General features: G+C 73.2%; 17 protein-coding genes and 2 pseudogenes. 11 read left to right on the top strand and 8 right to left on the bottom strand.

All coding sequences use genetic code 11. The features are described 5' to 3' along the window. Window positions 1-312: 312 nt before the first annotated feature. On the top strand, window positions 313-1,551 hold the full coding sequence (gene rsgA, locus KGS77_RS06900; protein ID WP_242579492.1) for a ribosome small subunit-dependent GTPase A: 1,239 nt from the start codon (window positions 313-315) through the stop codon (window positions 1,549-1,551). Between the two features lie 161 nt (window positions 1,552-1,712). Beyond that, window positions 1,713-3,294, top strand: a pseudogene (locus KGS77_RS06895) (AlkA N-terminal domain-containing protein). A gap of 28 nt (window positions 3,295-3,322) precedes the next feature. On the opposite strand, the gene KGS77_RS06890 reads toward KGS77_RS06895, so the two are convergent. Beyond that, window positions 3,323-3,805 carry a DUF456 domain-containing protein gene (locus KGS77_RS06890; protein WP_242579490.1) on the bottom strand — a complete coding sequence of 161 codons (483 nt, stop codon included), beginning with the start codon at window positions 3,803-3,805 and terminating at the stop codon, window positions 3,323-3,325. A gap of 272 nt (window positions 3,806-4,077) precedes the next feature. On the opposite strand from KGS77_RS06890, the gene KGS77_RS06885 reads away from it, so the two are divergent. The 3 genes and pseudogenes from KGS77_RS06885 (at window position 4,078) to KGS77_RS06875 (ending at window position 8,291) form a co-directional block, all read left to right on the top strand. Continuing rightward, window positions 4,078-5,643, top strand: a complete 1,566-nt coding sequence (locus KGS77_RS06885; RefSeq protein WP_242579488.1) for a protein phosphatase 2C domain-containing protein — start codon at window positions 4,078-4,080, stop codon at window positions 5,641-5,643. A 189-nt stretch (window positions 5,644-5,832) separates the two neighbouring features. Then, window positions 5,833-7,575, top strand: a complete 1,743-nt coding sequence (locus tag KGS77_RS06880) for a pyruvate dehydrogenase (RefSeq protein ID WP_242579486.1) — start codon at window positions 5,833-5,835, stop codon at window positions 7,573-7,575. A gap of 261 nt (window positions 7,576-7,836) precedes the next feature. Continuing rightward, window positions 7,837-8,291, top strand: a pseudogene (locus KGS77_RS06875) (ATP-binding protein). A 131-nt stretch (window positions 8,292-8,422) separates the two neighbouring features. Here the strand turns inward: KGS77_RS06875 and KGS77_RS06870 are convergent. Both KGS77_RS06870 and KGS77_RS06865 read right to left on the bottom strand, forming a co-directional pair. Further along, window positions 8,423-9,544, bottom strand: coding sequence for a DUF2637 domain-containing protein (locus KGS77_RS06870; RefSeq protein ID WP_242579484.1), 1,122 nt, complete (start codon window positions 9,542-9,544; stop codon window positions 8,423-8,425). 286 nt (window positions 9,545-9,830) lie between these two features. Further along, window positions 9,831-10,670: a (2Fe-2S)-binding protein gene (locus tag KGS77_RS06865; protein ID WP_242579482.1), complete on the bottom strand. Its 840-nt coding sequence runs from the start codon at window positions 10,668-10,670 to the stop codon at window positions 9,831-9,833. A gap of 130 nt (window positions 10,671-10,800) precedes the next feature. Between KGS77_RS06865 and KGS77_RS06860 the strand changes: the two genes are divergently transcribed. After that, window positions 10,801-11,760 carry a GntR family transcriptional regulator gene (locus KGS77_RS06860; protein ID WP_242579480.1) on the top strand — a complete coding sequence of 320 codons (960 nt, stop codon included), beginning with the start codon at window positions 10,801-10,803 and terminating at the stop codon, window positions 11,758-11,760. 225 nt (window positions 11,761-11,985) lie between these two features. On the opposite strand, the gene KGS77_RS06855 is transcribed toward KGS77_RS06860, so the two are convergent. The 4 genes from KGS77_RS06855 to KGS77_RS06840 form a co-directional block, all read right to left on the bottom strand. Then, window positions 11,986-12,414, bottom strand: a complete 429-nt coding sequence (locus KGS77_RS06855; RefSeq protein ID WP_242579478.1) for a hypothetical protein — start codon at window positions 12,412-12,414, stop codon at window positions 11,986-11,988. A 323-nt stretch (window positions 12,415-12,737) separates the two neighbouring features. After that, window positions 12,738-13,625, bottom strand: a complete 888-nt coding sequence (locus KGS77_RS06850) for a hypothetical protein (protein WP_242579475.1) — start codon at window positions 13,623-13,625, stop codon at window positions 12,738-12,740. Between the two features lie 356 nt (window positions 13,626-13,981). Then, window positions 13,982-14,761 carry a hypothetical protein gene (locus KGS77_RS06845; RefSeq protein WP_242579473.1) on the bottom strand — a complete coding sequence of 260 codons (780 nt, stop codon included), beginning with the start codon at window positions 14,759-14,761 and terminating at the stop codon, window positions 13,982-13,984. 424 nt (window positions 14,762-15,185) lie between these two features. Beyond that, window positions 15,186-16,862 carry a PucR family transcriptional regulator ligand-binding domain-containing protein gene (locus KGS77_RS06840; RefSeq protein WP_242579471.1) on the bottom strand — a complete coding sequence of 559 codons (1,677 nt, stop codon included), beginning with the start codon at window positions 16,860-16,862 and terminating at the stop codon, window positions 15,186-15,188. 452 nt (window positions 16,863-17,314) lie between these two features. Between KGS77_RS06840 and KGS77_RS06835 the strand changes: the two genes are divergently transcribed. The 5 genes from KGS77_RS06835 to KGS77_RS06815 all read left to right on the top strand — a co-directional run bounded on the left by KGS77_RS06835 (window position 17,315) and on the right by KGS77_RS06815 (window position 24,425). Then, window positions 17,315-18,214: an FAD binding domain-containing protein gene (locus KGS77_RS06835; protein ID WP_242579469.1), complete on the top strand. Its 900-nt coding sequence runs from the start codon at window positions 17,315-17,317 to the stop codon at window positions 18,212-18,214. After that, window positions 18,205-18,834, top strand: a complete 630-nt coding sequence (locus KGS77_RS06830) for a (2Fe-2S)-binding protein (RefSeq protein WP_242579467.1) — start codon at window positions 18,205-18,207, stop codon at window positions 18,832-18,834. Before KGS77_RS06835 ends, KGS77_RS06830 begins: the two co-directional genes overlap by 10 nt. A gap of 6 nt (window positions 18,835-18,840) precedes the next feature. Further along, window positions 18,841-21,297 (top strand): xanthine dehydrogenase subunit D, encoded by a 2,457-nt coding sequence (gene pucD / locus KGS77_RS06825; protein ID WP_242579465.1) that lies wholly within the window; start codon window positions 18,841-18,843, stop codon window positions 21,295-21,297. A 218-nt stretch (window positions 21,298-21,515) separates the two neighbouring features. After that, window positions 21,516-23,033, top strand: a complete 1,518-nt coding sequence (locus tag KGS77_RS06820) for an NCS2 family permease (RefSeq protein WP_242579463.1) — start codon at window positions 21,516-21,518, stop codon at window positions 23,031-23,033. A gap of 45 nt (window positions 23,034-23,078) precedes the next feature. Beyond that, a complete protein-coding gene (locus KGS77_RS06815; RefSeq protein WP_242579461.1) occupies window positions 23,079-24,425 on the top strand; it encodes an XdhC/CoxI family protein in 1,347 nt (448 codons plus the stop codon). Between the two features lie 39 nt (window positions 24,426-24,464). Here KGS77_RS06815 and KGS77_RS06810 read toward each other — a convergent pair whose 3' ends face one another. Next, window positions 24,465-26,033, bottom strand: coding sequence for an MFS transporter (locus KGS77_RS06810; protein ID WP_242587326.1), 1,569 nt, complete (start codon window positions 26,031-26,033; stop codon window positions 24,465-24,467). Between the last annotated feature and the right edge of the window lie 154 nt (window positions 26,034-26,187).

Raw genomic sequence — 26,187 nt, 5'->3', positions numbered from 1 at the left:
CGCGCCGGCCGGCGGCTCGGCAATCCGTGCCATCGGCGCAGGTGAAAAACGGGTTGGCGGGCGCGGGGGAGGCGCGGTTAGGGTGTGAGGGCCGGGGCGGTGGCCGGTTGAAGGCCGCCGCGTCCGTGGCGTGTTCGTGTGGTGTCCGGTACGACGAGAAACGGGAGGTGTGACCGATGGCTGTCACTGCGATGAGCGCTGCCCGCGTTCAAAAGACCGTCCATTCCACCTCCGCGGTCTCCGGCTGACATCACCTCACCTCGCGTGCCGAGCGCGCGCCGCCGGGACCGCACCCTCTGAAGGGTCATCCCGTTGTTTCACCACCAGCCGCTGTCCGCGCACCCGTTGACGTCCTACGGATGGGACCAGGGATTCGCGGAGAGCTTCCTTCCCTACGCCGAGCAGGGATACCTGCCCGGCCGCATCGTCCGCGTCGACCGGGGGCGGGTGGACGCCGTCGTGGCCGAGCCCGGCGGCGACGGCGTCCGTACCGTGCTGGCGGACACCGCATTGGTCGCCACCCGCGATCCGATGAGGGTCCCGTGCACGGGTGACTGGGCCGTCATCGACCTCGGTGACGACCGTGGCGGGCCGCATGTCGACGGCATCGTACGGGCGCTGCTGCCGCGGCGTACGGCGTTCGTACGGTCCACGTCCTCCAAGCGCTCCGAAGGCCAGGTGCTGGCCACCAACATCGACCACATCCTCATCTGCGTCTCGCTCGCGGTGGACCTCGACCTGGGCCGGGTGGAACGGTTCCTGGCGCTGGCGATGTCCTCCGGCCCGGACGGGCAGGGGCCGGCGAGCACGACGGACACGCCGGGTACGGCCGACACCCCCGGTCCCGGCTCCTTCGAAGGGGGTGGCTTCGAAGGGGGTGGCGCGCAACCGGTGGTGGTGCTGACCAAGGCCGACCTCGTCGGGGACCCGGACACCCTCGCCCACCTGGTCGCCGACACCGAATCCGCGGCGCCGGGCGTGCAGGTGCTGGCCGTCAGCGCCGAGACCGGCGAGGGCATAGAGGTCCTCTCGGCGATCCTCGCGGGCGGTACGTCGGTGCTGCTCGGGCAGTCCGGCGCGGGCAAGTCGACCCTGGCCAACGCCCTGGTCGGCGAGGAGGTCCAGGACGTACGGACCACCCGTGACCGGGACGGCAAGGGCCGGCACACCACGACCACCCGCGACCTGCTGCCGCTGCCCTGGGGCGGCTCCCTCATCGACACCCCCGGCCTGCGGGGCGTCGGGATGTGGGATGCCGCCTCCGGCCTGACGCAGACCTTCTCCGACGTCCAGGCACTGGCGGCGGACTGCCGCTTCCACGACTGCGAACACCGTACGGAGCCGGGCTGCGCGGTGCTGGAGGCGGTGGAGACCGGGGCCCTGCCCGAACGCCGGCTGGAGAGCTACCGCAAGCTGCTCCGGGAGAACCAGCACATCGCGGCGAAGACGGACGCGCGGCTGCGCGCGGAACTGCGCCGTACCTGGAAGCAGCAGCAGGCCCTGGGGCGCCAGATGATGGAGCGGAAGCGGGGCCGGGACCGGGCGCGGTAGAGGGCGCGGCGGCTGCGGATGCCGCGCAGCCGCCACCCTCGCTGTCCGGACCTCTGCTCTCCTGTCCCTGGTTCCCCGGCGCCGCTCGCGCCGGGGAACCAGGGAACGCGGCGTCCGATTTCCGCCGGTCGGCGGCCGGGGGAGCCCGCACACTGGAATGCGTGAAGGACGACGAGACCAGGTACGAGGCGGTGTGCAGCCGGGACGCGCGGTTCGACGGGGAGTTCTTCTTCGCCGTGGTGACGACCGGGATCTACTGCCGCCCGAGCTGTCCGGCGGTCACCCCCAAGCGGGAGAACGTGCGGTTCTTCGCCACGGCGGCGGCAGCCCAGGGCGCTGGGTTCCGGGCCTGTCGGCGCTGCCGACCCGATGCGGTGCCGGGCTCCGCCGAGTGGAACCTCCGCGCCGACCTGGTCGGACGGGCCGTACGGCTCATCGGTGACGGCGTGGTCGACCGCGAGGGCGTCGGTGGCCTCGCCCGGCGGCTCGGGTACAGCGCGCGGCAGGTGCAGCGGCAGCTCACCGCCGAACTGGGCGCGGGCCCGGTGGCCCTGGCCCGGGCCCGTCGCGCGCACACCGCCCGGGTGCTGCTCCAGACGACGCGGCTGCCCGTCACCGACCTCGCCTTCGCCGCCGGTTTCGCCAGCATCCGCCAGTTCAACGACACGATGCGGGAGATCTACGCCAGCACCCCACCGAACTGCGGCTGGCCGCCCGGGGTGCGGACACGCGGGGACGCGCCACCAAGGCCGGCGGCACGGCGAAGGGCGGCGGTACGGCGCGAGGCGGGGGTGATCCGCAGGCTCCCGGTGGTATTCCGCTGCGGCTCGCCTACCGGGGTCCGTACGCGGCGGCCGAGATCTTCGACTTCCTGGGGGCGCGGGCGGTGCCGGGCGTGGAGGAGGTACGGGGCGCGCGCGGCGCCCGTACGTACCGCCGTACGCTGCGACTGGCGTACGGAACGGGCATCGCCGAGGTCCACGAGCACGCCGGGCGCGGCAGCGCGCCCGCCCGCGCGCCGGACTGGTCTGCCCGGCCGCCAAGGGGGCGGACGGCGGCTGGCTGGAGTGCCGGCTGCACCTGAGCGATCTGCGGGACCTGTCCACCGCCGTGCAGCGGATGCGCGGCCTGTTCGACATGGACGCCGACCCCTTCGCGGTCGCCGAGCGGCTGGGCGCGGACCCCCTGCTCGGGCCGCTGGTCGCGCGGTGTCCCGGGCTGCGCTCGCCGGGCGCCGCGGACCCGCGCGAGATGGCCGTGCGCACGGTCCTGGGCGGGCCTCCGGAGCGGGCGGCGGACCTCGTACGGGCGTACGGGAAGCCGCTGGACGCCCCGGACGGCACGCTCACCCATTTCTTCCCCGAGCCCGAGGCACTGACCGGCGCCGAGGCCGCCGCCGCGTTCGGCGAGCCGCTGCGCGTGCTGTGCGCGGCGCTCGTCGAGGGGACCGTCGTCCTGGACGCGGGCGCCGACCGGGACGCCGCCGAGCGGGCGCTCGGTGCCCTGCCCGGGGTGGGGCCGGCGGCTGCCGCGTACATCAGGATGCGGGCGCTGGGCGACCCGGACGTGGGCCCGGCGGGGACGGACGAGACCTGGCGGCCGTGGCGCTCGTACGCGCTGCACCATCTGTGGCGGGCCGGACTGGCGGCTCCCGGGGTGGGGGAGGCGCCAGTGGCCGGGTCCGAGGAGGGGCCAGTGGCCGGGTCCGAGGAGGAGAGGGCGGAGGGAGCGATGGCCGCCTGAGGGGCGCGACTGCGGTTTCCGCCGTGGCTCAGCTCAGGACGACGGCGCAGAGCCAGCCGCCCACCACCAGCAGACAGGACAGCAGTTCGACCAGGACGGCCAGGCCGACGGAGCGCATCACCGTACGGACCGAGGCGGCAGCGTCACCGTGACTGCCCAGCCGGGACCGCTCCAGGACGTACAGCCCGCCGACCGACCCCAGCACGGCCCCCACGACGGGCACGACGAAGAACCCCGCGATGCCCGCCACCCCTGACAGGAACAGGGTGCGGTAGGGCGCTCCGACACCGCGCAGGCTGCGAGTGGGGAGCACCCATATGAGTGCCTGGTTGAGCAGCAGCAGGCCGGTGGCACCGATCAGTACGCTCCAGGCCGGGTCGGACTGCTCCGTCAGCGCCCACCACAGCACGCCCGCCCAGACGATCGGCGGGCCGGGCACCCCCGGGATGAGCACGCCGAGCAGGCCGAGCAGCAAGACCAGGCCGACCGCGAGCAACTGCCACACGCTCATGGCCCCAGCCTGACGGAAGGTGTCCCGACGCGCTTCCCGGCGTCCGCGCCCGGCCGCGGGCCCCTTTGTGCGCTCTGTTCCCCCGGCGCACATCCATGGACAATACGGCCCATGAGCCAGCAGGCGGACCAGTCCGGCCACGAGGACGACTGGTGGCGGGAGTTGTACGAGGACGAGGATGAGGATGACGACGAGGTTGAGGACGATGGGGCCGGGTCGGGGCCGGTGTCGGCGCCGTCGCCCGGGACCCGGATCCCGCCGCCGTCGGGGACGTGCTCCGGGCCTCGCTCGACGACCACGTGGACTCCGCGTTCCGTGCGGTGGCGCCGCCCCTGACTCCGGACGGCCTGCCCTCTTCGGACGAACCGTCCCCTCCGGACGAACCGTCCCCTCCGGACGGGTCGTCTCCTCCGGACGGGCCGGACTCGTCGGGTGAGGCGCCCGCTCCCTCCGGGCCGGAGCTGGGGCCGAAGGTGGACGCGGGCCCGGTCCCGGCCCCGGCCCCCACTCCGGACCTGCCGATACCGGACGTGACCCCCGGCCCGGTGGGGATGGAGGCGCCACCGCTCGACCCCGGCCCACCTGAGCCGGGCCCCGGCCCCCGGGCCGAGCCCCGCCCGGACCCGGCTCCGGCACCTCGGCCCTGCCCGGATCCCGCTCCTGCACCTCGGCCCGGTCCCGTACCCGAGACCGCCCCTGCCTCCGCCCCGGACCCCGTCTCGTACCGGCCCGCCCCGGGCTTCACCCCGTCCCGGCCCGCCACGGTCGCCGTGGTCGCCCCGGCGGCCCTGGCCGCCGCCGACCCCGCCGCGCCCGACGACCTCGTACCGGACTGCGAGCTGGAGGGCGCCCAATACGGGACGTGGGCCCTGCGCGCGGTCTCGGTGCGCGGCGCCGCCGCCCGGAAGCACGGCAGGGCGCGTGCGGACGCGCTGCTCACCGCCCGGTTCGGTACGGGGCGGCAGGCGCTCGTCCTGGTCGCCGTCGCCACCGGGAGCGCAGGGAGCACCGGAAGCACCGGGGGCACAGGGAACACCAGGGACACCGGGAACACCGGAGACACCGGGGACACCGCTCCCCGCGCCGCCCGGGACGTCTGCCGCTGGATCGCCGGCGCCGTCGGGCGCAGCCGCGCCCGGCTGGCCGAAGACGTCCTGGCCGGCAACAGTGACGCACTGAAGTCCGGCCTGCGACGGCTCACCGACCGCGGGTTCGGCAGGCTGCGGGCCCGGGCCGGCGAGCTGGGGACGGACCCGGAGCGGTATACGGCCGCGCTGCGCTGCCTCCTCCTGCCCGCCGACCCCGACTGCCGCACCCGGGTGTTCTTCGGCGCCGGCCGGGGCGGCCTGTTCCGGCTGCGGGACGGCGTCCGGCAGGACCTGGAACCGGATCCGGCACAGGACGACTCGGTGGGCGGCCCGGCCGCCGGCTCCGGGGCCGGCCTCTCCGTGCCCCCCGGACAGTCCGGCCCACTGCTGGTCCCCGGCCTGCTGCCGCCTCCCGGCGTCCCCCAGGATCCGTACGCGTACGCCGAGCAGTGGCCCCCGGCACCCGCCGCCGCACCCCGCGCCGGGCCCGGCCCCTTCCTCTTCCGCGCCTGCGTCGCCCGCCCCGGGGACACGCTGCTGCTGTGCAGCGCCGGGCTGGCCGAGCCGCTGAGCCGCGAGCCGGACTTCGCGGGGCGGCTGGCCCGGCGGTGGGCGGTCGCCGCGCCGCCTGAGCTCGCGGACTTCCTCGCCGACGCGCAGCTCCCGGCCGAGGGGTACGCCCGGGACCGTACGGCCGTCGCGGTGTGGGAGGCGTACGCCGCCGGTCAGTGGGCACCTGAGGAGCGCTGACGCCACACGCGTCACTCACACGCGTTACTCACACGAGTCACCCACAGGAGTCACCCCCAGGCGACATCCCGGCAGAGGTCCGAAGCGGGGCCCCGGCAAGGCCCCACGCGAGGCCCGAAGCAGCAGGCCCGAACCAGCAGGCCCCGAGCAGAGCGTCCCAAGAAGCAGGTCCGAAGGAGCGAGCGCGACATGGCGAAACAGACCGTGGCCGAGCAGTTCGTGGACATCCTGGTCCGCGCGGGGGTGCAGCGGCTCTACGGAGTCGTCGGCGACAGCCTCAACCCCGTGGTCGACGCGGTCCGCCGCACCGCGGGCATCGACTGGGTCCATGTCCGCCACGAGGAGGCCGCGGCCTTCGCGGCCGGCGCCGAGGCGCAGATCACCGGCCGGCTCGCCGCCTGCGCCGGCTCCTGCGGCCCCGGCAACCTCCACCTCATCAACGGTCTCTATGACGCCCACCGCTCCATGGCCCCGGTCCTCGCCCTCGCCTCCCACATCCCTTCCAGCGAGATCGGCACCGGTTTCTTCCAGGAGACCCACCCCGACCGCCTGTTCACCGAGTGCAGCCACTACTGCGAGCTGATCTCCAGCCCCCAGCAGATGCCGCGGGTCCTGCAGACCGCCGTGCAGAACGCCGTCGGGCGCAGCGGCGTCTCGGTGGTCTCGCTGCCCGGCGACATCGCCGCCGAGCCGGCGCCCGAGCGCGCGATCGAACACGCCCTGGTCACCACGCGCCCGTCCGTACGGCCCGGGGACGCCGAGATCGACGAGCTGGCCCGCATGATCGACGCGGCGGACAAGGTCACGCTGTTCTGCGGCAGCGGCACGGCCGGCGCGCACGCCGAGGTGATGGCGTTCGCCGAGCGCCTCAAGGCCCCGGTCGGCCACGCGCTGCGCGGCAAGGAATGGATCCAGTACGACAATCCGTACGACGTTGGTATGAGCGGCCTGCTGGGGTACGGAGCCGCGTACGAGGCCACCCACGAGTGCGACCTGCTGATCCTGCTCGGCACGGACTTCCCGTACAACGCCTTCCTCCCCGACGACGTCAAGATCGCCCAGGTCGACGTACGCCCCGAGCACCTGGGCCGCCGCTCCAAGCTCGACCTCGCCGTCTGGGGCGACGTCCGCGAGACGCTGCGCTGTCTGACGCCCCGGGTGCGGGCCAAGAGCAGCCGCAAGTTCCTGGACCGGATGCTCAAGAAGCACGCCGACGCGCTGGAGGGCGTGGTCTCCGCCTACACCCGCAAGGTGGAGAAGCACACCCCCATCCATCCCGAGTACGTCGCCTCGGTCCTGGACGAGGAGGCCGCGGACGACGCGGTCTTCACCGTCGACACGGGTATGTGCAACGTATGGGCGGCCCGCTATCTCACCCCCAACGGCCGCCGCCGGGTGATCGGCTCGTTCACCCACGGCTCGATGGCCAACGCGCTGCCGCAGGCGATCGGCGCGCAGCTCACCGACCGCCGCCGCCAGGTCGTCTCGATGTCCGGCGACGGCGGGTTCGCGATGCTGATGGGCGACTTCCTCACCCTGGCCCAGTACGACCTGCCGGTGAAGGTCGTCCTGTTCAACAACTCCTCCCTGGCCATGGTCGAGCTGGAGATGCTGGTCGCGGGGCTGCCCTCGCACGGCACCGGCAACCGCAACCCGGACTTCGCGGCGATCGCGACGGCGGCCGGCGCGTACGGCGTACGGGTCGAAAAGCCCAAGCAGGTACGGGGTGCGCTGCGGGACGCCTTCCGGCACAAGGGCCCGGCGCTGGTGGACATCGTCACCGACCCGAACGCGCTCTCCATTCCGCCGAAGATCAGCAGGGACATGGTGACCGGCTTCGCGCTGTCGGCCGGCAAGATCGTGCTGGAGGGCGGCGTCGGCCGAATGCTGCAGATGGCCCGCTCGAACCTGCGCAATATTCCGCGTATTTAGGAGTCGGCGGCCATTCCCCGACGGGGGTACGGGCGGGGGCGGCGCCCCGGCGCAAACGGCCTGATCACCCCGTTGCCGGGAGCGCGTGGCAGGTCAGCGGCGCGCCGTGGGGCGAGAAACGGGCGCGGTCGTGAGGCTGTCGGCACCAGGGCGAAAGGGGGACGGCGGACAAACCCGAAGCATGGCGCCGGGCCCGGTGGGCATGCATTTCCGTGAAGCTGTTCGAGGGAGAACGACAAGGGAGCGCTCGGGGCGGGGAGGATGAAGCGTCAGTCTGTGCGGCGCCAGGAACGGGAAGGGTGGATCGGCGGACGCGAGGGGATCACCGATGGGCGGAAAGCCGGGGTGCTGGAGCGCAAGCTGGGCCACTCGGATCTGACGGCGGTCGCCGAAGTCCGCGACGAACTGCGGCAACTGCTGCGCCATTGGGGGGACAAAGGACGTTCGGACATTGCCGAACTGCTCACCAGCGAATTGGTCACCAACGCCCTCGTGCATACGAACGGGGGCGCTGTCGTCACCGCCACGCTCACCGACCGGCTGCGCGTGGAGGTCCGGGATTTCGTCTCCCGGCGCCCGAAATTGCGTCCGCCTTCGTCGGACGGCACCTCCGGAAGAGGGCTGATGCTGGTGCACTCCCTCGCGGACGCGTGGGGGTGCGGGCGCACGGCGTGGGCAAGTGCGTGTGGTTCGAGCTGGGCGGCGGACCGGCCTGACGGTCCGGGGCCAAAGCGCGTACGTCTGGTACGTACGGCCTGGTACACACGGCCGGCCGCCACGTACGCCTGTCGCGTACGGCCGACCCCCGGCCGCCCTGCCCGGGCCCGGATCGCCGGTCCGCCGTGGGTCAGCCGAACTGCCGCTCGATCGCGGCGAGTTTCTCCTCCAACGAGTCCAGCCGCGGCAGTGCCTGGGTGTCGTCCTCGGCGGTCAGGTCCACGGTCCGCTGCCGCGCCGCGGCAGACGTGGCCACCGTCTCAGTGTCGGCGCCCGCCACGGCCTTGAGAGCCGGGCGGGAGCTGGAAAAAGGCGGGGAGCCGGCGGCCCCTACGGGAATGCGTCCAGGCGGCGGCACAGGTTCCGGTTCGCCGGTTATGGCGGGTTCCGCGCCGATCTGCTGCCCGGCGGCGGCAGAGCCGGCCGACACCTCCAGTTGCCGCCCGGCGCGGCCCAGCCTCCACGACCGGTGCTGGCGGTTGATCGCCTTGATCCGGGCCCGGTCGAGCCGGTTCCGCTCCCGCCTGCGGTGACGGTTCTGCTCCTTCTGCCGGCGGTCCTCCCGTACCTCCTCCACGGCCTCGTCCAGCGTGCGTACGCCTTCCAGCAGCATCAGCGACCACGCGGCGAAGGTCTCCCGGGGCGCCCGCAGCCAGCGCACGATACGGATCTGCGGCAACGGGCGCGGCACCAGGCCCTGCTCGCGCAGCGCCGCCCGGCGGGTCTGTTTGAGCGCCCGGTCGAAGAGGACCGCGGCCGACAGCGACATCCCGGCGAAGAACTGCGGGGCGCCGTCGTGCCCCGTCCCCCTGGGCGCGTGCACCCAGTTGAACCAGGCGGCGGCCCCCGCGAACGTCCACACCAGCAGCCGCGACCCGAGCGCCGCATCGCCGTGGCTGGCCTCCCGTACGGCCAGCACCGAGCAGAACATCGCGGCCCCGTCGAGCCCGAAGGGCACCAGGTATTCCCAGCCCCCGGAGAGGTTGAGGTTGGTCATGCCGAAGCCGACCAGCCCGTGGAAGGACAGGGCCGCGGCGACCGCCGCACAGCAGAACAGCAGCAGGTAGGAGGCGGTGCCGTACACGGCCTCCTTGCGGCGGCGGCGCTCCTCGCTGCGCTCCCAGGAGTCCTCGCCGCCGGCGGCGTCGGCCGCGCGCCTGCCCCGCAGGACGACGACCACCGCCGCTGACACACCGAAGAGCAGCAGGGCCCCCGGAACCAGCCAATTCAGTGATATGTCGGTCATTCTCATTCTGGGATCCCTCACATCGCGCTACTCACCTACACGGTTTCGCGCGACATCCTGACGGAATCGGCCGTGCCCGCTGGGGGTTTCGTGGCAAGAGGGCGTCAAGTGAGGCCAGGGACCTACGGATAGGTGCGTTTCCGATCGAACTCACCTAGGAAAGGGGCCAGTTGCGTTCGATTCCCTCCGCTCGGCGGGTGGCATGAGGGGCGGGCGAAGTGAGGTCCTGTGACAGTTGGGACCATGACGGCCTACGGGCCGGACGCCGGCCGCGATCATGACGGCGTACGGGTCAGGCGGCGGCCGTGAGGCGCTTGACGCGGTCCGCGTCGCACGTACGCGGGCAGGTGACGCACGTGTCCTCGGGGCGCAGGGTGTAGAACATGCAGCAGCTCGCCCGGTCCCGGGTGGCCAGCGCCTCGCCGCCGGGGCCGGTCAGCTCGCGGAACGCGGCGCCCTTCACGTACGGCGCGGTGCCGCCCGGCAGCAGCCGCGCCAGCTCGGCCACCGCGCGCGGCTCCTCGCCGAGCAGGTGACCCACGTACCAGAGGCCCTCGACGATCTCGTCCGAGGCCATGCCCCACAGGGCGCGCGGGCCGCGCCGCATCCGGGGGCGGAAGCCGTCCAGTACGGGCCCGAGGTGCTCGGCGACCGCCTCCCGCACCTCGGTACGCAGCGCCTCCTCGTCCGGTACGACCCGGGCGCCGGGCAGACCGGCCAAGGGGTCGCCGGGCAGGCACGCGAAGGAGCGCACCCGCACCGCCATCCGGCCCAGCTCGCGGTGGTGGGCCACGTCCTGGACGGGCAGCCGAGGCACCCGGCGGTGCAGGAACCACGGCACGGTGATCAGCAGGCACGCGGGCCAGGCGTAGCGGTGCAGGCCGAAGGTGGCGACGACGTCGGGGCGGGCGCGCTGCCCGTAGTTTTGCAGCGCCTGCGCGTCGTCCCACGCGAGAAACGCCTCCCGGGCCCGCTCGTCACAGGCCAGCTCCGCCGCGGTGACCCAGCCCTCTCCACGGGGTGGGGCGGTCTCCCATTCGGTCACCCGCAGCCCGGGGAACACCTCGGTCAGCCGGGCATAAGCGCTGGTGAGGGGGTGGCTGCGGGCGGGAGCGGCGAGAGCAGGAGACATGCGGGTGACCACCGAATCGCGATCGTTGGCAGGTAAGCCTTACCTTATCCGATGTGTATGCCCGGTGCCCTTGAGGTGTGAACCGCCGCGGGAGGCGCCTATGGTGCTGGGGATGTCAGGAGGAATCCCCATGGAGCAGGGCAGAGCGGGAGCGGAGCGCAAGCCGCGGCTGCGTACGCGGGTGCCCGCGCAGGGCGGGCCGGGCGGGCCGGGCGGGGTCGGGCCCCTCGCCCATGAGCACGCCGAGGACGGCGGTGGCGCGGGCGGGCCGGGCGTCCGTACCGCGGGTGTACGTGACCATGGGGCCGAAGGTGCTGCCGTGCCCGGTGGGGCGGACGGAGCCTGTAGGGCGGAGGGAGACGATACGGCGAACGGGGCCGGTGCGACCGGTGCGCGCGGAGCCGGTGGCACCGACGGGTACGGGTGCGGGGCGGCCGGGCCGTCCTCCCTCGCACCGCGGCGGGCCCGGCGGCACTCCGTCCGCGGCCAGGTCCTGGCGGCCCTGCGCGAGGCGCTCCTCGCCGGCGAGCTGACTCCCGGCGACGTCTACTCCGCACCCGCGCTCGCCGAGCGCTTCGGGGTATCCGCCACCCCCGTACGCGAGGCCATGCAGCAGCTTGCGGGCGAGGGCGCCGTCGAGGTCGTCCTCAACCGCGGCTTCCGCGTCGCCGAGCGCAGCCCGCGCGACCTCGCGGAGCTGGCCGAGGTCCGCGCCATGCTGGAGGTGCCGGCGGTGCTGCGGCTGGCCCGTACGCTCCCGGCCGAGCGCTGGGAGGAACTGCGCCCGCTGGCCGCCGCGACGGTGGCGCACGCCGCCCACGGCGACCGCGTCGGCTATGCGGAGGCGGACCGCGCCTTCCACCACGCGATGCTCGCCCTGACGGGGAACCGCCAGCTCGTACAGGTCGCCGACGATCTGCACCGGCGCACGCAGTGGCCGGTCGGCGGCCGGTCGCCGGTCCGTACGGCCGAGCTGCTGGCCGACGCCTCGGAGCACACCGCGCTGCTGGACGCGCTGATCTCCCAGGAGTACGCGGTCGCCGAACGCATCGCCCGCGGCCACCTGTCCGCGGTGCGCCATCCGCACTGACGGCTCCGAGCCACCGCGCCGCGTGGCCGGTACCGCGCGTCTACGGCGCGCATATAGCGCGCATATAGCGGGCCGCCCTCCGTTCCCGCGCCGGACGGGCGGAAACGGAGGGCGGGCCGAGCCGGGCCGTCGTGACGGACGCAGAGGCACCCGGACAGGCTCGGCCGAACCCGGCACAACGCCGTCGGTTTCGGCCGGACCGGTCCGGATCCAGCCGGACTCCGGTCAGAGCGTGGCGATCTTCTCGTCGCTCGCGTAGCTGACGTTGGCCGGGGTGAGGACATCCGCGGTGATCTTCACCGCGTCCTTCTTGGCGAAGAACGGCGTCCCGGGCTTGTTCTTCAGCTTCACGCGTACGACGTGCCGGCCCGCGTCGCACTTGAGGGCGCTGTTGGGCACGGTGCCGGTGGCCACGGACTTCTTGTTGAGGGCCTTGGCGGTGACGCCGAGGTGGACGTCCGACCCGACGTCGCAGGAGTACGTGACGTCGACCGAGACGGCCGGCACGTTGCCGGTGCTCAGGGATATCGCGCCGATGGTCATGGAGTTGGCCTTGGCGGCGGCCGGGGAGGCCATGGCCACTCCGGCGGCGGTGACCAGGAGAGCGGTCAGGGCGGTACCGGCAGCGCGGTGGCGGAGACGGGACGGCTTCAAGTGACTTCCTCGATTTCCGTTACTGAACAGAACTGAACAGATCCGGACCGGACCGGTGCGCGGACGGCCGTAATGTGGCTGATTCACGCCGGTCGGCGACCGGAGGTGACTGCGCCCCGGCCCGGCCGACCGGGATCAGGACGCGGCGTCAATCTATCCCGCGACATGTGATGGCGTGTGGCTGTACAGCGTCAAATAACGTCCAAATCCGTTCGTCGTGTGATTCTCCATGCCCCAAGCCAGGCACACCGGGTGATACCCCGTCAGCAGCCGCAAGTCGTCATTACTTGCCGCCGGCCCCCGTCGGTTCCCATCGGCTCCCGTCAGACCGGCAGCAGACGCTCCAGCGGAACGGCCGCGACATCGGCCGCGGGCCGGGAGAGGTACAGGTCGGCGTGGTAGAAGCCGTCCTCCTCCAGCCCCTCGGTGTCCAGCCCCCGCCCGGCGAGCGCGGTGAACACCCCCTCGCGCTCCCCGCCGTCGGCGAAGCGGCGCTGCCGGAAGGTCCGTCCGGGCACCTGCTCCGTCACCAGGCCCGCGCGCTCCAGGACGGCGGCGACGGGCGCGTAGGACACCGTCCGCAGGACGAAGGCGGCGACCCACGGCGGGGCGGACATGCAGTCGAGCAGCCGGTCGAAGGTCGGGGCGCCGATGTACCCCACCCCGCCGGTGACCGTGATCAGGTCGGTGCCGCCCACGGCGTCCCGCAGCGCCGGCGTCGGCGCGCCGGTCTCCAGGTCCTCGGCGAACCCGTCGTCCAGCAGGCCGACGGCGCGCGCGTAGCCCACCGCCCGCGGCGCCGCGTCCAGACCCACCACCCGTACCGCGTCCGGACGCCGCTGTTCCGCGTAGAACGCCTTGTCCTCATCGGCCAGTTGGTGTGCCGTCAGCCGGTCCTCGCCGGGCAGGCCGGTGTAGTGGGCGTAGAGGTCCCCCAGGTCCAGCCGGTGGTTCAGGAGCGCGGCGTTGACCCCGTAGGAGCAGCACAGGTCGAGGACTTGCGGGGACGTGCTGCGGGACGTATCCGGGGGCAGCCGGCGCAGCGCGTCGGTCAGCATGCGGAAAACGGCCTGTCCGTGGTGCGGGACCTGGTAGTCCAGTGGCTGGAGGACGGAGAAGTACGCCCGGGGGTCGGGGCGGTCGTAAATAGCCGCGAAGTCCGCCTTGCCCCAGTCCGAACCGGTCGTCGTACGCGGTATTTCCCTTGCCAAGGTGGCCTCCTGAAAGGCTCTGAGTGGGCGGCGCCGACTCTGCCGACGGTGGACGCCCCACGCCCGGATGAGGGCCGGTGCCGGCGCCGGAGTGGACGCCGCGGGCGGGCGTCGGCCGGTGCCGGTCAAGCATCCAGTCCGGCGCCCGGCGCTGACAGAGCGACTTGTGGCCAAAATGGGTGTGTGGGGCCGACGGGGCGGGGTACGGCGCGGCAGCCCCCGTACGCCGGACGTCATGCAGCGCGGCACGGTACGTCACGTACGCCCCCACCGCACCGTCCGCCACTCCGTACCCTGCGGGCCCGGGAACCGTAACGGTAACCGTCCCCTGTCCCCACCCCCGTCTTGCTGTCACCTCATCCCGTCTCTGTCTCTGTCTCTGTCTGCGTGGAGAGATGGCCGGCGAGCCAGGTGGGAACGCCGCCCATGAGGCGGAGCAGCCGGGCGGCCTCGTCGCGCAGCCGCTGCGCGTCGGGCTCGGGGACGGCGTCGGCCAGTGCCGCCAGGGCCGGTGCGGTGCCGACCAGGAAACCCAGCTCCTCGCGGATCCGCAGGGACTCGGCGAAGCCGTGCCGGGCCTCGGCCAACTCGCCGTCCCGCAGCGCGAGTCCGGCCAGGTGACGCCAGGTGGAGGAGAGCAGCAGGGCGTCGTCGTGGGCGGTGGCACCCGCGTGGGCACGGCGGTACGCGGCACGGGCCGAGTCCGGACTGTCGGCGAGGTGTTCCGCCATCAGTCCCCGGCGGAAGTCCAGCAGCGGGCGGCCGGGAGCGGTGGGTGCCAGCAGCGCCGCCGCCCGGCCCAGCGCCGCCCGGGCCTCGTCGGCGCGGTCCCGTACGCCCAGGACGGTGGAGGCGTACGCGAGGTGGCCGCGCTCGCAGGCTGCCGCGCCGCGCTCGTCGTCGTCCCCCGCCAGCGCCTCGGCGGACCGCAGCGCGTCCTCGGCGTCGGCCCAGCCGGCACCGGTGAACATGCACCGCTCCGCCAGGAGCGCCGCCCGGCGCAGCGCCGACGGGGCGTGGTGGGAGGCGTGTGGCTCCAGCAGGGCGGCGGCGTCCTCCCAGCACCCCCGGGACCGCAGCCGCCACACGGCCCGTGCCAGGGCGTCCTCCTGCCCGGCCGTCCTGGCCGCCGGCACCGCCGCCGGCCCTGCTGCCGCCGCCGGCCCTGTTCCTGCTGCCGGTCCCGTTGGTGCTGTCGGTGCTGTCGGTGCTGTCGGTGCTGTCGGTGCTTTCGGCGTCGATTCCGCGGTCCGCGCGGTTTCCGTAGACCCTGACATGGCGGTGTCCGCCACATTGCCCTCCCCGAGCACGCCATCGAGCTGGAAGTGGAAGCCGTGGGCGAATCTCAGCACGAATGCCGCGGTGCGGCCAAGGGGGCGGGTGAATGTTTTCACAATCGCACCGGCCCCCGGAGCACCCGTCAATTGCCTGCTCGCAGGCTCGGGTTGGGCGCGATTCGGCCATCGCGCGCCACCATGACCGCGCGACAGTTCGCCCGATCGGAGCAACGCGGACCGCCGCACCGGTCTCTTCGCGTTCCCCGGGCGGGGGCGTGAGCGCTCAGCTCATCCGCAGGGCGAGGAAGAAGTCGAGTTTGTCCTCCAGGCGGGACAGGTCGCGGCCGGTGAGCTGCTCGATGCGGCCGACGCGGTAGCGGAGGGTGTTGACGTGGAGGTGGAGGCGGGTGGCGCAGCGGGTCCAGGAGCCGTCGCAGTCCAAGAACGCCTCCAGGGTGGGGATCAGCTCCGCGCGGTGGCGGCGGTCGTAGTCGCGCAGCGGGTCCAGAAGGCGGGCGGTGAAGGCGCGGCGTACGTCGTCGGGGACGAAGGGCAGGAGCAGGACGTGCGAGGCGAGTTCCTCGTGGCCGGCGGCGCAGACCCGGCCGGGGCGGGCGGCGGCGACCCGGCGGGCATGCCGGGCCTCCTCCAGGGCGCCGCGCAGGCCCTCCGCGGAGTGGACGGTCGCGCTGACGCCGAGGGTCAGCCGGCCGTCGTCGTCCAGGCCGCGGGTCAGCGGCTCCCGGACGACGGCGAGCAGGCGCTCGGCGCGCAGCCCGGCGGACAGCGGGTCCCGGTCGTCCGGTACGGCCGGCAGCGGGACCAGCGCGACCGCCTCGTCACCGGTGTGGGCGACGGCGATGCGGTCCGAGGGCTCGGGCCCGAAGGCGCCCGGGTCGACCAGTACCTCTTCCAGGAGCGTCTGGGCCACCGCACCGCCGGCCAGCTCCCCGCCGGCCGCCTCCCCGCCCTCCCACTCGACGCGGGCCACCACGACCTGCCAGTGCGGCGCCGTGCCGAGGCCGGGCAGCAGCACGGGCGCGGCCACCCGCAGCCGGGCGGCGATCTCGGCCGGTGCCGCGCCCGCCTGGACCAGCTCCAGGACCTCCTGGGCGAGCCGCCTGCGCACCGTACGGGCGGCATCCCGCCGGTCGCGTTCCACGGCGATGAGCTGGGTGACGCCGTGCAGCAGGTCCAGCCGCTCCTCGGGCCAGTCGCCGGCGTCCGCCTCGACGGCCAGCAGCCAGTCCGAGAGCACGGTCTCGCGCAGGTCCCGGCCGCTGCTGCGGATCGGGAAGAGGGAGTAGGTGCCGGTGGGCAGGGTGACGCGGTGCGGGCCGCGGCGGCCCGTACGGGAAGCGGCCAGGTGCTCGCCCGCCAGCCGGACGCCCACCTCGGCCGGCAGCTCGGGTCCGGCGCCGGCCGGGGCGGAGCCGGCGATCCGCCGGCCGGTGGGCGAGAGCACCCAGGCGCGCAGGTCCAGGTCGGAGCCCAGCAGGTCCAGTACGACTTCGGGGCCGCCGCCGGCCGGGCCGGAGGTCATCAGGCGGCGGTGCCGGTCCACCACGGCGGCCAGGTCCCCGGCCCGCTCGCCGGACACCTGGCGTACGACGTACTCGGTGATCGAGGCGAAGGAGACGTCCTCCACGACGGAGAACAGCGGCAGCCGGTGGCGGGCGCAGGCCAGTACGAGATCGTCCGGGATCGCGCCCAGCTCCGCCTCGCCCGCCGCGAGCCCCGCGACCCCGGCCGAGGCCAGGATGCGTACGAAGCGTTCGGAGTCCTGCGGCTCGCGGCGCCAGGCCAGGCCCGTCAGGACCAGTTCGCCGCCGGACAGGTAACGGCTGGGGTCGCGCAGGTCCGTGGTCATCACGCCCCGTACCGCACGGTCCAGCTCGTCCTCGCCGCCCAGCAGGCGCAGGCCCAGGGAGTCGGTGTCCAGGAGTGTGCGGAGCCGCATGACCTCGCCCGCCGATCTTGTCTGTCTCGTGTTGCCGGTGAAATTCCGCGAGGTTTCTGAGCCCCGCTTTTCGTTCGAATCTACAAGACGTGTGGCCTGGCCAGCCAACCGCTTCATGGTTTCGGTGACTGCACCGGGCGGGCCCGGGGCGCGTTCACTGGGCGTAACAGCGTGAACAAGACAGGAACAGCTCGACGGGGGCGAGGGGCCGAACGGCCCCGGTTCCCGGAGGACCGGCCACCGCCGCACCAGGCCCGGCGGCCCTCGACGCGCAGGGCCGACCGCCCTCGTCACATGCGGTGTTTTCCGGCGTTATCCGTCGTTTTTCGTCGCTTTCCGACGGCATGCGCCGGCATACGTCGGTGTCCATCGCTCAGCGTTTTCAGCGTTTCAGCGTTTTCAGTGTTTTCAGTGTTTTCGGCGTTCATTGCTTTCAGGAAGAGAGCCGCGTCATGGACTTCCTTCGCCCCGCACGCTGGGAGGAGGCGCTCGCCGCGAAGGCCGAGCACCCCACCGCCGTGCCGATCGCGGGCGGAACGGACGTGATGGTCGAGATCAACTTCGATCACCGCCGCCCCGACTGCCTGATGGACCTCAACCGCATCGCCGATCTGCGCGAGTGGGAGGTGGGCGAGGAGACCGTACGCCTGGGCGCGTCCGTTCCGTACACGCAGATCATGGAGCATCTGCGGACCGAGCTGCCGGGCCTGGCGCTCGCCTCGCACACCGTGGCCTCGCCGCAGATCCGCAACCGCGGCGGCGTCGGCGGCAACCTGGGCACCGCCTCCCCGGCCGGGGACGCCCACCCCGCGCTGCTGGCCGCCGGCTGCCTGGTCGAGGCCGAGTCCGTACGCGGCCGGCGCATGATCCCGATCGACGACTTCTACCTGGGGGTCAAACGCAACGCGCTGGAGCCGGACGAGCTGATCCGCGCCGTCCACATACCCAAGGCGGACGGCCCGCAGCAGTTCTCCAAGGTCGGCACGCGCAACGCCATGGTCATCGCGGTGTGCGCGTTCGGCCTGGCGCTGCACCCGCGGACCAGGACCGTACGGACCGGTATCGGCTCGGCCGCGCCCACGCCCGTACGGGCCGAAGCGGCCGAGGAGTTCCTCGCGGCGGCGCTGGAGGAGGGCGGCCTGTGGGAGTCGGGCAAGCCCGTCCCGCCGTCCGTCGCCCGGCAGTTCGCGCAGCTCGCCGCCGGTGCCTGCAATCCGATCGACGACGTGCGCGGCAGCGCCGCGTACCGCCGGCACGCGGTGGGGGTCATGGCCCGCCGCACCCTCGGCTGGACCTGGGAGTCCTACCGCGGCAACGCCCACGGCACCAAGGGAGGCACACAATGCGCGTGAACTTCACCGTCAACGGCCGCGCGCAGCAGGCCGACGACGTATGGGAAGGCGAGAGCCTGCTGTACGTGCTGCGTGAGCGGCTGGGCCTTCCGGGCTCGAAGAACGCCTGTGAACAGGGCGAATGCGGTTCCTGCACGGTGCGGCTGGACGGGGTGCCGGTGTGTGCCTGCCTGGTGGCGGCCGGCCAGGCCGAGGGGCGCGAGATCGTCACCGTCGAGGGCCTGGCGGACCACGCCAGGCGGCGCGCCGAGGGGACGTCCGGCGGCACCGGCCTGGACGCGGCCCGTACCTGGCGGGCCCGGCCCACCGACGGACGGCCCACCGACGGACGGACCACCGACGGACGGACCGCCGGCGGACGCACCGTCGAGGCCGCCGAACTCGCCCCCGTCCAGCAGGCGTTCATCGACGCGGGCGCCGTCCAGTGCGGATTCTGCACGCCGGGCCTGCTGGTCGCCGCCGACGAACTGCTGGAGCGCAACGCCGACCCCTCCGACGCCGACATCCGCGAGGCCCTGTCGGGCAACCTGTGCCGCTGCACGGGCTACGAGAAGATCCTGGACGCGGTACGGCTGGCCGCCGCCCGCGGCACGACCCGTACCGCCGGACAGGGGGCCTGACCCGCCATGGGAACCAGCCGCTCGGAAGCCACCCGCTCCGAAGCCACTCGCTCAGAAGTCACCGGCCAGAAGTCCACCCGCCCGAAAGTCACCCGCACCCCCACCAGCCTCACCCAGGGCGGCCGGACCGGAGCCGGCATCGGCGCGTCCACGCTGCGCCCCGACGGCACGCTCAAGGTCACCGGCGAGTTCGCCTACTCCTCGGACCTGTGGCACGAGGACATGCTCTGGGGCTTCACCCTGCGCAGCCCGCACGCCCACGCCGAGATCACCTCCATCGACACCTCCGAGGCGCTCGCCCAGGCCGGTGTCCACGCGGTCCTCACCTACGACGACCTCCCGGCCGAGGTCAAGAACTACGGTCTGGAGATCCGGGACACCCCCGTCCTGGCCCACGGCCGGGTCCGCCACCACGGCGAGCCGGTGGCCCTGGTCGCCGCCGACCACCCCGAGACCGCCCGCCGCGCCGCCGCGAAGATCAAGGTCGGGTACGCCGGACTGCCCGTCGTACACGACGAGGAGTCCGCGACCGCCCCCGGCGCGCCGCTGCTCCACCCCGGCCGCACCGACCACCACGCCGACCACGTACCGCACCCCAACATCGTCCACCGCCAGCCGATCGTGCGCGGCGACGCGGACGCCGCGGCCCGGCGCGCCGATGTCGTGGTCAGCGGCACGTACGAGGTCGGCATGCAGGACCAGGCGTTCCTGGGCCCCGAGTCGGGCCTTGCGGTGCCCGCCGAGGACGGCGGCGTGGACCTGTACGTCGCCACCCAGTGGCTCCACTCCGACCTGCGCCAGATCGCGCCGGTCCTGGGCCTGCCCGAGCGCAAGGTCCGCATGACGCTCTCCGGCGTCGGCGGCGCCTTCGGGGGCCGCGAGGACCTGTCGATGCAGATCCACGCCTGTCTGCTGGCGCTGCGCACCGGCAGACCCGTCAAGATCGTCTACAACCGGTTCGAGTCCTTCTTCGGGCACGTCCACCGGCACCCGGCCACGCTCTGGTACGAACACGGCGCCACCAAGGACGGCAAGCTCACGCACATGAGGTGCCGCATCGTGCTGGACGGCGGCGCCTACGCCTCGGCCTCCCCGGCCGTCGTCGGCAACGCCTCCTCCCTGTCGGTGGGCCCGTACGTCATCGACGACGTCGACATCGAGGCCATCGCCCTCTACACCAACAACCCGCCCTGCGGCGCGATGCGCGGCTTCGGCGCGGTGCAGGCGTGCTTCGCGTACGAGTCCCAGATGGACAAGCTCGCCGCCGCACTGGACATGGACCCGGTGGAGTTCCGGCAGCGCAACGCCATGGAACAGGGCACCATCATGCCGACCGGGCAGCCGGTGGACTCGCCAGCACCGGTCGCCGAACTGCTGCGCCGCGTCAAGGCCCTGCCGCTGCCGCCCGAACGGCAGTGGGAGAGCGCCGGCGGTGCCCCCGACGTCCGCGCGCTGCCCGGCGGGCTGTCCAACACCACCCACGGCGAGGGCGTGGTACGCGGCGTCGGCTACGCCGTCGGCATCAAGAACGTCGGGTTCTCCGAGGGCTTCGACGACTACTCCACCGCCCGCGTACGCATGGAGGTGCTGGCCGGCGAGCCGGTCGCCACCGTGCACACCGCGATGGCCGAGGTCGGTCAGGGCGGCGTCACCGTCCACGCCCAGATCGCCCGTACGGAACTGGGTGTCCAGCAGGTGACCATCCAGCCGGCCGACACCCGGGTCGGCTCGGCGGGCTCCACCTCCGCCTCCCGCCAGACGTACGTGACCGGCGGCGCGGTGAAGAACGCCTGTGCGGCGGTACGCGCGAAGGTGCTGGACATCGGCCGCGCCAAGTTCGGTACGTACCACCCGGCCTGGGCCACCGCCGAACTCCTCCTGGAGAACGGCAAGGTCGTCACCGACGGCGGCGAGGTGCTCGCCGACCTGGTGGACGTCCTGGAGGACGAGGCGGTCGACCTGGAGCTGGAGTGGCGCCACCGCCCCACCGAGGCGTTCGACCTGCGCACCGGCCAGGGCAACGGCCACGTCCAGTACTCCTTCGCCGCCCACCGCGCGGTGGTGGAGGTGGACACCGGACTCGGCCTGGTCAAGGTCGTCGAGCTGGCCTGCGCCCAGGACGTCGGCAAGGCACTCAACCCGCTGTCCGTCGTCGGCCAGATCCAGGGAGGTACGACCCAGGGCCTGGGCCTGGCGGTCATGGAGGAGATCGTCGTCTCCCGGGACGCCAAGGTCCGCAACCCCTCCTTCACCGACTATCTGATCCCCACCATCCTGGACACCCCGGCCATCCCGGTCGACGTGCTCGAACTCGCCGACGAGCACGCTCCGTACGGGCTGCGCGGTGTCGGCGAGGCGCCGACCCTCTCGTCCACCCCCGCGGTCGTCTCCGCGATCAGGGCGGCGACCGGGCTCGCGCTGCCCAGGGTGCCGGTGCGCCCGGAGCACATCACCGGCACCTGAGGACGTCCGTATCCGCCTCCCGTAACCCCGTAACCCCGTAACCCCGCAGCCCCGTAACCCCGTGTCCACCTTCCGTATCGCGAACCACCCTCCGAGAGACCACCAGAAGCGAACACCCCGTCCGTCTCGGGCCGTCCCCCGGGTCGTGCAGCCGAAATTCCATCCCAAATCTCGCAGCGTGATGCGAGTGCCCCTATGAACCTTGGGAGTCAGGCACCATGACCCAGCAGTCCATCGAGCCGGACGCCACGGCGGCCACCGGGCACCCGGCCCCGGTACCGGCGGCTCATCCGGCGACCACGGCGACCACGGCGCAGGACGCGGGCGCGGGCTCGCGTCCGCCCGCCGGCCGGTCCTGGCTCGACCGCTACTTCCACATATCCGACAGGGGGTCGACGGTCGCCCGGGAGGTACGCGGCGGCATCACCACCTTCATGGCGATGTGCTACATCCTCCTGCTCAACCCCTTGATCCTCGCCACCCCCGACGTGGACGGCAACGCCCTGGCCCCGAGCGGCGTGGTGACCGCGACGGCCTTCGCGGCGGCGCTCACCACCCTGCTCATGGGCTTCTTCGGGAAGGTGCCGCTCGCCCTGGCCGCCGGACTGAACGTCTCGGCCGCCCTGACCGCACAGGTCGTCCCGCACATGACATGGCCGCAGGCCATGGGGATGTGCGTGGTCTACGGCGCCGTCATCATGCTCCTGGTGGTCACCGGCCTGCGCGAGCGGGTCATGAACGCCATCCCGCCGGCGCTCAAGCACGCGATCACCATGGGCATCGGCATGTTCGTCGCCCTGCTCGGGCTGGTGAAGGCGGGGTTCGTCGGCAAGGGCGGCGGCGGACCCGTACAGCTCGGACCGGGCGGTGAACTGGCCGGCTGGCCCGTCCTGTTCTTCTGCGTCACCCTGCTGCTGATCTTCATGCTCCAGGCCCGGAAGGTGCCCGGCGCCATCCTCATCGGCATCGCCGCCGGCACGCTGCTGGCCGTCACCGTCAGCAAGGCCGGCGCTCTCACCGACAAGGACTGGGGCGGCGTGGCCCCGGCACTGCACGGCAGCGCGGTCGCCGCCCCCGACTTCGGGCTCTTCGGGCAGGTCGAGTTCGGCGGCTGGGAGCGGATCGGCGCGCTGAGCGTGGGCCTGATCGTCTTCACCCTGGTGCTGGCCGGGTTCTTCGACGCCATGGCGACCGTCATCGGCGTCGGTACGGAAGCCGGGCTGGCCGACGAACGGGGCCGGATGCCGGGCCTGTCCAAGGCGCTGTTCGTCGACGGCGCGGGCGGGGCGATCGGCGGCGTGGCCGGCGCGTCGGGGCAGACCGTGTTCATCGAGTCGGCGAGCGGCGTCGGCGAGGGGGCCCGTACCGGACTGTCCTCGGTGGTCACCGGCCTGTTCTTCGCGGCCTGTCTGTTCTTCACCCCCCTCACCCGCCTCGTGCCCGCCCAGGTGGCGGCGGCGGCCCTGGTCGTGATCGGCTCGATGATGATGAGCACCGCCAAGCACGTCGACTGGAGTGACCGCTCGGTATCGGTCCCGGTCTTCCTGACCATGGCCCTGATGCCGTTCACGTACAGCATCACCGCCGGTGTCGGCGCGGGCGTCATCGCCTACAGCGCCATCAAGGCGGCGCAGGGACGGTGGCGCGAGGTCGGCGCCTTCATGTGGGGGCTGACCGCCGTCTTCCTCGTCTACTTCTGCCTCCACCCCATCGAGCACTGGCTCGGCGTCAAGTAACGCACGACCGCCGCGCCCGATCCGACCGTCCGTTAGGAGACCGACATGCTGGACATCGCCGAGGAGCTGCACCGGTGGGTCGGGCAGGGCCGCGACTTCGCGGTGGCCACGGTGGTGGCCGTACGGGGCAGCGCGCCCCGCCGCCCCGGTGCCGCGCTGGCCGTGGACGCCGACGGAGCGGCGGTCGGGTCGGTCTCCGGCGGCTGCGTGGAGGGGGCGGTGTACGAACTGTGCCAGGAGGCACTGCGCAGCGGGGAAACGGTTCTGGAGCGCTTCGGGTACAGCGACGAGGACGCCTTCGCGGTCGGGCTGACCTGCGGCGGTGTGATCGACGTCCTCGTCACGCCGGTACGGGCGGTACGGCCGGTACGGGCGGTACGGGCGGAACCGGAGGCAGGAGGAGTACGGGAGGCAGGAGGAGTACGGGAGGCAGGGGCGGGCGTCCGCGTGGACGGCGGAGCGGGACGGTTTCCCGGACTGCCGGACGGACACCACGAGACGCTCGCCCATGCGCTGGCCGCCGCGGCCGGCGGCGAGGCGGCGGCCCTGGCCCGGGTCGTCGGCGGACCGGCCGCGCAGCTCGGCCGCGCCCTGCTCGTACGGCCCGACGGCAGCAGCACCGGCAGCCTGGGCGGCCACCCCGAGCTGGACCGTACCGCCGCCCGGGAGACCGCCGCGCTGCTGGACGCCGGCCGCACCACCACCGTGGAGATCGGCGCCGGCTTCACCTCGCAAGGGCGCAGGGAAACGGGAGGGCCGGGGGAGCCCGGCGGCGCGGCGGGCGGCGGCAGCCGCTGCGGCGAGCCCGTCGTCCTGCTCGTGGAGTCCTCGGTCCCGGCACCCCGCATGATTGTTTTCGGGGCCGTCGACTTCGCCGCCGCGCTGGTGCGGGCCGGCAAGTTCCTCGGCCATCACGTCACCGTCTGCGACGCCCGCCCGGTCTTCGCCACCGCCGCCCGCTTCCCCGAGGCCGACGAGGTCGTGGTCGACTGGCCGCACCGCTACCTGGACACCCAGGAGCTGGACTCCCGTACGGTCCTGTGCGTCCTGACCCACGACGCCAAGTTCGACGTGCCGCTGCTGGAGCGGGCCCTGCGGCTGCCGGTCGCCTACGTCGGCGCCATGGGCTCACGCCGTACGCACCAGGACCGGCTCGTACGGCTGCGTGCCGCCGGCCTCACCGAGACCGAACTCGGCCGGCTGCACTCGCCCATCGGCCTGGACCTCGGTGCCCGTACGCCAGAGGAGACCGCGCTGTCCATCGCGGCGGAGATCGTCGCGAGCCGGCGCGGTGGCACCGGCGTCCCGCTGACCGGCGCCCACACCCCGATCCATCACGACGCGGCGGCCCCGGCGGCCCCGGCGGTCCGGCGCATCGGCTCGGTGGCCTGACGCGCCGGAACGGCCCGGCGGCTACGCGCGGCGCGACGGCTACGCGCGGTTCGACGGCTGCGCGAGGGCGGACGTTCGCGCCGAGGCCGGGTCCGCGGTGACGGTGGCCTGCGCCGTTCCGCCGACCGCGACGACCCCATCGGTCGCATCGGCCCCATCGGCCCCGTTCGTGCCATCGCTCCCATCGCTCCCGTCGTTCCCGTCGAGGCGGTTGCGGCGCCCGCGCAGCCCCAGTGCGCCGATGACCAGGCCCAGTAGGGACGTACCCAGCGGTACCAGCAGCGCCGCCCGGTAGCCCGCGAGGATCTCTCCGGCCGACCGGCCGTCACCGGCACCACCGGCACCGCCCACACCGCCGTCACCGATGACGCCCGTGGCGACCGCGGTGACCGACGCCAGGCCGAGTGCCGCGCCGAACTGGAAGGAGGTGTACAACAGGCCGCCCGCCAGGCCCTGTTCGTCCTCCTTGACGCCGTCCGTGGCCACGATGGTGAGCGGCCCGTAGGCGAGGGCGAAGGAGAGGCCGAGCAGGAACATGCTCGGGAACATGGCCGGGTACGTCCAGTCCGCGCCGACCGGCAGGAACAGCGCGTAGGCCACGGCGGCCAGGGACAGGCCGCCGAGGATCACCCGCGCGTTCCCGAAGCGCTGTACGAGCCGGGGCGTGACGGTCGGGGCGAGCACCGCGTCGACGCCCACCGCCAGCAGCGCGAAGCTCGTCTGGAGCGTCGACCAGCCGCGCAGCTCCCGCAGGTAGAGCACCGCGACGAACTGGAAACCGAAGAATCCGGCGGTGAACAGCAGCGCCACGAGGTTGGCACGCAGCAGGGAGCCCGTACGCAGGATGCCCAGCCGCACCAGCGGGGCGGCGGACCGGCGCTCGATGGCCACGAACGCGGCGAACAGGGCGAGGGAGACGGCGAGGGCGCCCAGGGTCTGGAGCGCGGGGGCGTGGCCGGCCCGCTCCACCGTCAGCGCGAGCAGCAGGATCGCCCCGGTGACGGTGAGCGCTCCGGGCAGGTCCACGCCGCCCCTGGCCGGCCGCGCCTCCCGTGGCCGGGGGATGAGCGGCAGTCCGAAGGCCAGGATGACGGCCGACAGGGCGACCGGGGCGAAGAAGGCCCAGCGCCAGTCCACCGACGTCAGCAGACCGCCGACGATCAGACCGGCCGAGAAGCCGCCGCCTCCGGTGCCCGAGTAGATCAGGAGCGCCTTGTTGCGCTGCGGGCCCTCCGGGAAGCCCGTGGTGATGACGGACAGGCCGGCGGGCGTCATGAACGCGGCACACACCCCCGTCACGAAACGGGCGAGGACCAGTACCCACCCCTCGGTCGCGAACCCGCCGAGGCCCGAGAAGACCAGGAAGACCGCCAGCGGGGCCAGGAACATCCGGCGGCGTCCGAACAGGTCGGCGGCGCGCCCGCCCAGCAGCATGAAACCGCCGTAGCCCAGGACGTACGCGCTCATCACCCACTGGAGGCTGCCGGTGGACAGGCCCAGGTCGGCGCGGATGGAGGGCAGTGCCACATTCAGCATCGCGATGTCGATGCCCTCCAGGAAGACCGCTCCGCACAGCACCAGGAGGATGCCCCAGGCGCGCGGGCTCATCCGGTGTGGTGTGGGTTCGGGTGCGGGATCAGGGGTGGGATCAGGGGTGGGTTCAGAGGTAGATGATGTGGGCATGACAGTGCTCCTCGCGAACGGGAAGGCGGAGGGGAAGATTCCGTCGGCCTGGCCTGGACGGTTCCTGAACCGTCGGTCG

It is taken from the genome of Streptomyces sp. MST-110588 (assembly GCF_022695595.1).
Lineage (GTDB): Bacteria > Actinomycetota > Actinomycetes > Streptomycetales > Streptomycetaceae > Streptomyces.
This window is presented reverse-complemented; position numbering and strand designations above follow the sequence as displayed.

Excerpts from the sequence above, each read along its gene's own strand:
- pucD (WP_242579465.1), top strand. The coding sequence starts at position 18,841 with ATGGGAACCAGCCGCTCGGAAGCCACCCGCTCCGAAGCCACTCGCTCA.
- KGS77_RS06810 (WP_242587326.1), bottom strand. The coding sequence starts at position 26,033 with ATGAGCCCGCGCGCCTGGGGCATCCTCCTGGTGCTGTGCGGAGCGGTC.
- KGS77_RS06830 (WP_242579467.1), top strand. The coding sequence starts at position 18,205 with ATGCGCGTGAACTTCACCGTCAACGGCCGCGCGCAGCAGGCCGACGAC.
- KGS77_RS06865 (WP_242579482.1), bottom strand. The coding sequence starts at position 10,670 with ATGTCTCCTGCTCTCGCCGCTCCCGCCCGCAGCCACCCCCTCACCAGC.
- KGS77_RS06840 (WP_242579471.1), bottom strand. The coding sequence starts at position 16,862 with ATGCGGCTCCGCACACTCCTGGACACCGACTCCCTGGGCCTGCGCCTG.
- KGS77_RS06880 (WP_242579486.1), top strand. The coding sequence starts at position 5,833 with ATGGCGAAACAGACCGTGGCCGAGCAGTTCGTGGACATCCTGGTCCGC.
- KGS77_RS06815 (WP_242579461.1), top strand. The coding sequence starts at position 23,079 with ATGCTGGACATCGCCGAGGAGCTGCACCGGTGGGTCGGGCAGGGCCGC.
- KGS77_RS06870 (WP_242579484.1), bottom strand. The coding sequence starts at position 9,544 with ATGAGAATGACCGACATATCACTGAATTGGCTGGTTCCGGGGGCCCTG.
- KGS77_RS06890 (WP_242579490.1), bottom strand. The coding sequence starts at position 3,805 with ATGAGCGTGTGGCAGTTGCTCGCGGTCGGCCTGGTCTTGCTGCTCGGC.
- KGS77_RS06835 (WP_242579469.1), top strand. The coding sequence starts at position 17,315 with ATGGACTTCCTTCGCCCCGCACGCTGGGAGGAGGCGCTCGCCGCGAAG.
- KGS77_RS06860 (WP_242579480.1), top strand. The coding sequence starts at position 10,801 with ATGGAGCAGGGCAGAGCGGGAGCGGAGCGCAAGCCGCGGCTGCGTACG.
- KGS77_RS06820 (WP_242579463.1), top strand. The coding sequence starts at position 21,516 with ATGACCCAGCAGTCCATCGAGCCGGACGCCACGGCGGCCACCGGGCAC.